At 71.8% G+C, this 6,000-nt stretch carries 6 protein-coding genes; 2 read left to right on the top strand and 4 right to left on the bottom strand.

The genetic code is table 11. The features are described from left to right. Together V7E45_RS20975 and V7E45_RS20970 are read right to left on the bottom strand one after the other, a co-directional pair. On the bottom strand, positions 1-624 hold a 624-nt coding region (locus tag V7E45_RS20975; protein ID WP_333775735.1), incomplete at its 3' end, for a maltotransferase domain-containing protein. 109 nt (positions 625-733) lie between these two features. Beyond that, on the bottom strand, positions 734-1,033 hold the full coding sequence (locus tag V7E45_RS20970) for a DUF5133 domain-containing protein (RefSeq protein ID WP_133923413.1): 300 nt from the start codon (positions 1,031-1,033) through the stop codon (positions 734-736). A gap of 303 nt (positions 1,034-1,336) precedes the next feature. On the opposite strand from V7E45_RS20970, the gene V7E45_RS20965 reads away from it, so the two are divergent. Continuing rightward, a complete protein-coding gene (locus V7E45_RS20965; protein WP_333775734.1) occupies positions 1,337-1,849 on the top strand; it encodes a pep a2 in 513 nt (170 codons plus the stop codon). Further along, the gene (glgX, locus tag V7E45_RS20960; protein WP_333775733.1) at positions 1,846-3,990 is read left to right on the top strand and encodes a glycogen debranching protein GlgX; all 2,145 of its coding nucleotides are present in this window, start codon (positions 1,846-1,848) and stop codon (positions 3,988-3,990) included. The genes V7E45_RS20965 and glgX overlap by 4 nt, the downstream gene beginning before the upstream one ends. Positions 3,991-4,039: 49 nt before the next feature. On the opposite strand, the gene V7E45_RS20955 is transcribed toward glgX, so the two are convergent. Then, positions 4,040-4,849, bottom strand: coding sequence for a VOC family protein (locus tag V7E45_RS20955; RefSeq protein WP_333775732.1), 810 nt, complete (start codon positions 4,847-4,849; stop codon positions 4,040-4,042). Between the two features lie 240 nt (positions 4,850-5,089). Next, positions 5,090-5,881 carry an RNA polymerase sigma factor SigF gene (locus V7E45_RS20950; RefSeq protein WP_333775731.1) on the bottom strand — a complete coding sequence of 264 codons (792 nt, stop codon included), beginning with the start codon at positions 5,879-5,881 and terminating at the stop codon, positions 5,090-5,092. Positions 5,882-6,000 lie beyond the last annotated feature (119 nt).

Below are 6,000 nucleotides of genomic sequence, written 5' to 3'. Positions count from 1 at the left end.
CGGGAAGAACTCGTACCAGGAACCGAACAACGCACGCTCGCGCTCCACCAGCAACGGCATCGCGTCCGAAGCGGTCACCAACTCCCGCAGCGGATAACGCGCCAGCACCCCCTCCACCTCCGGCGACAAGGCGCCCTTCAGCCGGTGGTGCACGGTCAGCGTGTCGTCGCCGAGGGCGCGCGCGGCGTCCAGCACCAGCTGCCGCTCCGCGCCCTTGGGTACTCCGGCGGCGGCACGCTCGTAGAGCTCGGCGCCCTCCTCCAGGACCAGGCCGGTGTCGATGCCGGCCGGCACCTTCACGGACGCGGTGTGCCGCCAGGTCGCCAGCGGATGGCTCCAGGCCTCGACGCGGAACGACCAGCGCCCGGTCACGTCCGGGGTGACGTCCGCGCCCCACAGGTCACTGCCGGGCGACAGCTCGCGCATGGGTGTCCAGGGGCCGCGGCGGCCCGCCGGATCCCGCAGGACCACGTTGGCGCCGACGGCGTCGTGTCCCTCACGGAACACGGTGGCCGTGACCTGGAACGTCTCCCCGGCCACCGCCTTCGCCGGGCGCCTGCCGCACTCCACGGCCGGCCGGACGTCACGTACCGGTACACGGCCGATGGCCGGGGTCCTGCGCATGGTTCTCACCTCCGCCGTGCGCGAAGCCGGGCACCGGGCCCGGCTTCACGATCCGAGAAAACGGTTCGGCTGCTGCCGTCCCGTGGGGAACGCCGTCTGCGGTGCCGGGTCAGGTGCTCGGTGCCGCGGAACGACGTTCCGAGGGTGGTGCCCGCCGGGCCGCCCGGCCCGGTTGCGGCCGCCCGTCCTGCTCGCGCAGATAGCCGGCCAGGCTGGAGCGCAGATAGCGCTCCGCCGCGTCCGCTGCCTCCCGGGCGCAGCGCTTTCCCATCAGCACGCACAAGGTGTAGCCCGAGTCCTCGAAAGTGGCCCGGACCGTGCGGTCGTGGGGCGAGGCGAGCATCACGCGCTCCCACGCCCGGTAACGCCGCAACTGCCGGGCCACTTCGGCCTTGGCGGGTAGCAGCATGACCCTCTTCACCTTCCACGCTCTCGACTGGGCGCGTTCCCGACGGTCGGGTGGTGGCCGCGCAGGGGTGGGCGCGGCACCGTTACGGCGATCGAGGCTTTCACTCATGGTGCACGTAGGGACACGCATCGTCCTGTTGGACCTTCAACCATCCCGCCGTTAGAGAGCCTCGTGTTGCACGAATGGCGTAGTGGGCTCACTGTGGAGGTGACTCAGAAGCGATCACCGCTCACGCTCAGTGTCCGGGATCCCTCCCGGACGGGCGAGGGGAGCGCGAGCTTCGCGGGTGAGGAGCAAGCGACGATGAAGACCGCAGTGCCCCGCTACTACCACCTGGACGTGGAAGTCAGCCCGGAACGGGTGGAGCAGGTCAGCCGCATCCTGGCCGCCCACCTCCACTACTGGGACCTGGACAACCTCGTGGACCCCGTCTGCCGCGGCGCCGAGCTGCTGCTGCGGGCGATCGACGAGCACGCCACGGACAAGGACACGTCGATCGAGCTGTGGTGGAACGGCCAACACCTCATCACCGCCGTGGGCGGCGACCACCGAGATCTGCGCCCCGATCAGGACCTGCGGGCGTGCCTCGCCGACATCGCCGCCATGAGCGACGGCTGGGGATGCTGCGCGGCGGAGACCGGCAGCAAGATCATCTGGTTCTCCCAGCGCGCCCGCTCCGGTGAGCGCGTCCCGCTGGTCCCGAGCGTTCCGGCGCCCGACATGAGCGAGGGGCTGCAGGTGCCCCGCGCACTGCCGCTGGTCGCCCTGGCCGCCCCGGCGACCGCCGCACACGACGCTCTGGAGGGCGCCCGGTGACGGCTCGCAAGTCCCGAGCAGGGGTGCCCGTGTGGAGCGGGCACCCCTACCCGTTGGGTGCCGTCTTCGACGGGCAGGGCACCAACTTCGCCCTGTTCAGCGAGGTCGCCGAGCGCGTCGAGCTGATCCTGGTCGACGACAGGGGCGCCCATACCAAGGTCCCGCTGCACGAGGTCGACGGGTTCGTCTGGCACGCGTACCTGCCCGGCGTCGGCCCGGGGCAGCGCTACGGCTACCGCGTGCACGGCCCCTGGCAGCCGTCCCTCGGCCACCGGTGCAACCCGGCGAAGCTGCTGCTCGACCCGTACGCGCGGGCCGTGGACGGCCAGATCGACAACCACGCCTCCCTCTACGAACGCGCGCCCGACGGCCCCTCACCGGGCAACAGCGCCGGGCACTCGATGCTGGGCGTCGTCACCGACCCCTCCTTCGACTGGGGCGACGACCGCCCGCCGGACCGGGCGTACGCCGACTCCGTCATCTACGAGGCGCATGTGCGCGGTATGACCCGCACCCATCCCGAGGTGCCCGAACGGCTGCGCGGCACCTACGCCGGCCTCGCCCACCCCGCGGTCCTGGAGCACCTGACCTCGCTCGGGGTCACCGCGGTGGAGCTGATGCCGGTCCACCAGTTCGTCCAGGACGGCGTGCTGCAGGACCGGGGACTGGCCAACTACTGGGGCTACAACACCATCGGCTTCTTCGCCCCGCACAACGGCTACGCCGCCTTCGGCAGCCGGGGCGAGCAGGTGAACGAGTTCAAGGCCATGGTGAAGGCGCTGCACGAGGCCGGCCTCGAAGTGATCCTCGACGTGGTCTACAACCACACCGCCGAGGGCAACGAGCGGGGCCCCACGCTGTCCTTCCGGGGCATCGACAACGCCTCCTACTACCGCCTGGTCGACGGCGACTGGGGGCACTACTACGACACCACGGGCACCGGGAACAGCCTGCTGATGCGGCACCCGTACGTCCTTCAGCTGATCATGGACTCGCTGCGGTACTGGGTCACCGAGATGCACGTCGACGGCTTCCGCTTCGACCTCGCGGCGACGCTGGCCCGGCAGTTCCACGAGGTGGACCGGCTGTCCGCCTTCTTCGACCTCATCCAGCAGGACCCGGTGATCAGCCGCGTCAAGCTGATCGCCGAGCCGTGGGACGTGGGGGAGGGCGGCTACCAGGTGGGCAACTTCCCGCCGCTGTGGTCGGAGTGGAACGGCCGCTACCGGGACGCCGTACGGGACTTCTGGCGGGGCGAACCGGGGTCCCTCGGGGAGTTCGCCTCCCGGCTGACCGGGTCCTCCGACCTCTACCAGCACAGCCGGCGGCGGCCGCGTGCCAGCGTGAACTTCGTGACCGCCCACGACGGGTTCACGTTGCGTGACCTCGTGTCGTACAACGACAAGCACAACGAGGACAACGGCGAGGACAACCGGGACGGTGAGAGCACCAACCGCTCCTGGAACTGCGGCGCCGAGGGCGACACCGACGACCCGGCCGTCCTCGAACTGCGCGCCCGCCAGCAGCGCAACCTGCTGGCCACCCTGCTGCTGTCGCAGGGCATCCCGATGCTCTGCCACGGCGACGAACTCGGGCGCACCCAGCGCGGCAACAACAACGCCTACTGCCAGGACAACGAGATCTCCTGGGTCGACTGGGAGCTGACGGACGAGCAGCGCGCCCTCGCCGACTTCACCCGCCACGTGATCGGCCTGCGGGCCGGGCACCCCGTGCTGCGCCGGCGCCGCTTCTTCCGCGGCGAGACGGTGACCAACGCCAAGCAGCCGCTGCCCGACCTGATGTGGCTGCGGCCCGACGCCCGGGAGATGACCGACCGGGACTGGCAGCGCGGCGACGCCCACTCGGTCGGCGTGTTCCTCAACGGCGACGCCATCGCCGAGCGGGACGCCCACGGCGGACGGGTGATCGACGACTCCTTCCTGCTGCTGCTCAACGGCTACTGGGAACCCGTCGACTTCCGGCTGCCCGACCACTCCTTCGGCGAGCGCTGGACGACCCTGATCGACACCGCGGACCCGGACGGTGTCCCCGACGAGCGCGAGCGCAAGGCCGGCACCCGGCTGCGCGTGGAACCCCGCAGTCTGATCATGCTGTCCCGGCCGTCCCGGGGCGGCCGCTAGACGAGCGACCGCCGGGCGGGCCGGGGTGTTCCCGGGCCCGTCCCGCGGGTCAGCGCAGGGTGCGGGAGGTGACCGTGAACTGCGCGCCGTCCGGGTCCCGCAGGATCGCCTCCGTCTCGTCCTCGCTCAGGACGCTGCCGCCGTGCTTCTCGGCCGACCGGGCGCAGCCCGGCACGTCCTCCACCGTGAAGTGGACCTGCCAGTGCGGCCGTACGGAGGGGTCCGGGGCCGCCTCCACCGCTCCGGAGTCGATGCGCGCGACGACGTCACCCCCGCTGCGCAGCACCACCTCGCCGCCCACGTACTCGACCTCGCAGCAGCCCGGCTTGCCGGAGGCCCAGCCGAGGATCTCGCCGTAGAAGATCGCGGAGTCGAAGGCGTTGCGGGTGTGCAGCCGGATGTAGGTCGGGGCGGCCCGGCGCCAGGTCTCCCAGTTGGAGACGAGTTCGCCCTCCCAGATCCCGAAGGTGGCCCCGTCGCGGTCGGCGAGCAGCGCGGCCCGCCCCGGCGGGAAGGACAGCGGCCCGACCGCCGCCGTGCCGCCGCGTTCCCGGGCCCGCGCGACGGCCACGTCGGCGTCCGGCACCGCGAAGTACGGCGTCCAGGCCACCGCCATCTGCCACATCGAGGCGACCGCGGCGATCCCGGCCACCGGGACCCCGCCCGCCAGCGCTATGCGGAAGTGCTCGCCGAGCTTCGCGCCGCGCCAGCGCCAGCCGAGCACGGCTGAGTAGAAGTCCTGGGTGGCCTCCAGATCACGGCTGGTCAGGCTCACCCAGCAGGGGGCGCCGAAGACGGAGTGCGTCGAGACGACGTCCTTCGTCCTCGGTCCGGCGCCGGCGGGGGTGTCATGGTTCATGGCAGTCGCGTCCTGGTCTCGGGGCCGGGCGGCCACCGGTTCCTCTTCAGTGTCCAACCGGAGCGGGGTGGGGTGCTCGTCGAGTACCCCTCTGGCGCGCGGCCAGGCGGGTGAGCGGGACGGGGGCCCGCCGGGGAGCGACGCACACCGCATCGGGGAGCCGCGGTCGGAGGTCGCGCGACTGCCGGAGGCCGTGGCTTCCACCCCCGCGCCTCGACACGGGGGCGGGGGAAGGGTCGGTCAGCCGGTCTCCGCGAGCAGCTCCTCGCGCAGCCGGTCGAAGCAGCCGCTGAGCAGCCGGGAGACGTGCATCTGGGAGATGCCGAGCTGCTGGGCTATCCGGCTCTGGGTCATCCCGCCGAAGAAGCGCAGGTAGAGAATGGTGCGCTCGCGTTCCGGCAGTGCCTCCAGGAAGGGCTTGACCGCCGCGCGGTCGACCACCAGGTCGAAGCCGGGGTCCGGCTCGCCGAGCGAGTCCCCGAGCGCATAGCCCTCCGTGCCGGCCACCTCGGCGTCCAGGGACAGTGCGGAGAAGCACTCCAGGGCCTCCATGCCGGTGCGCACCTCGTCCTCGCTGAGCCGGGTGTGCGCGGCGATCTCGGAGACGGTCGGCGCCCGGCCGGGCGTCGTCTGCGCCAGTTCCTTGACCGCGTTGCGAACCCGGTTGCGCAGGTCCTGCACCCGGCGCGGCACGTGCAGGGTCCACATGTGGTCGCGGAAGTGGCGTTTGATCTCGCCGGTGATGGTGGGCACCGCGTACGCCTCGAAGGCGCGGCCACGCTCCGGATCGTAGTGGTCCACGGCCTTGACGAGGCCCAGCGCGGCCACCTGGTACAGGTCCTCCAGGGACTCCCCGCGGCCACGGAACCGTACGGCGATCCGCTCGGCCATGGGCAGCCAGAGCCGGACCAGTTCGTCCCGGAGAGCCTGCCTCTCGGGGCCGTCGGAGAGCCGGGCGAGCCGTTCGAAGGTCTCGCCGGTGTCGGGTGCGTCGTCGTGGGGGTGGGTTCTCGTGCTGCCGGTGACAGGCATCGCGCACCTCTCTCAGCAGGTGCTGGATCACAGACACCGTGGGAGGCGCGCCCGGACGGAAGGTCGGCGCCCGGCCGGAGCCGGCTCCCACGGATGTGCCTTCTGTCCGAAGCACAACC

This window comes from Streptomyces sp. IBSBF 3136, assembly GCF_036815105.1.
Taxonomy (GTDB): Bacteria; Actinomycetota; Actinomycetes; order Streptomycetales; family Streptomycetaceae; genus Streptomyces.
This window is presented reverse-complemented; position numbering and strand designations above follow the sequence as displayed.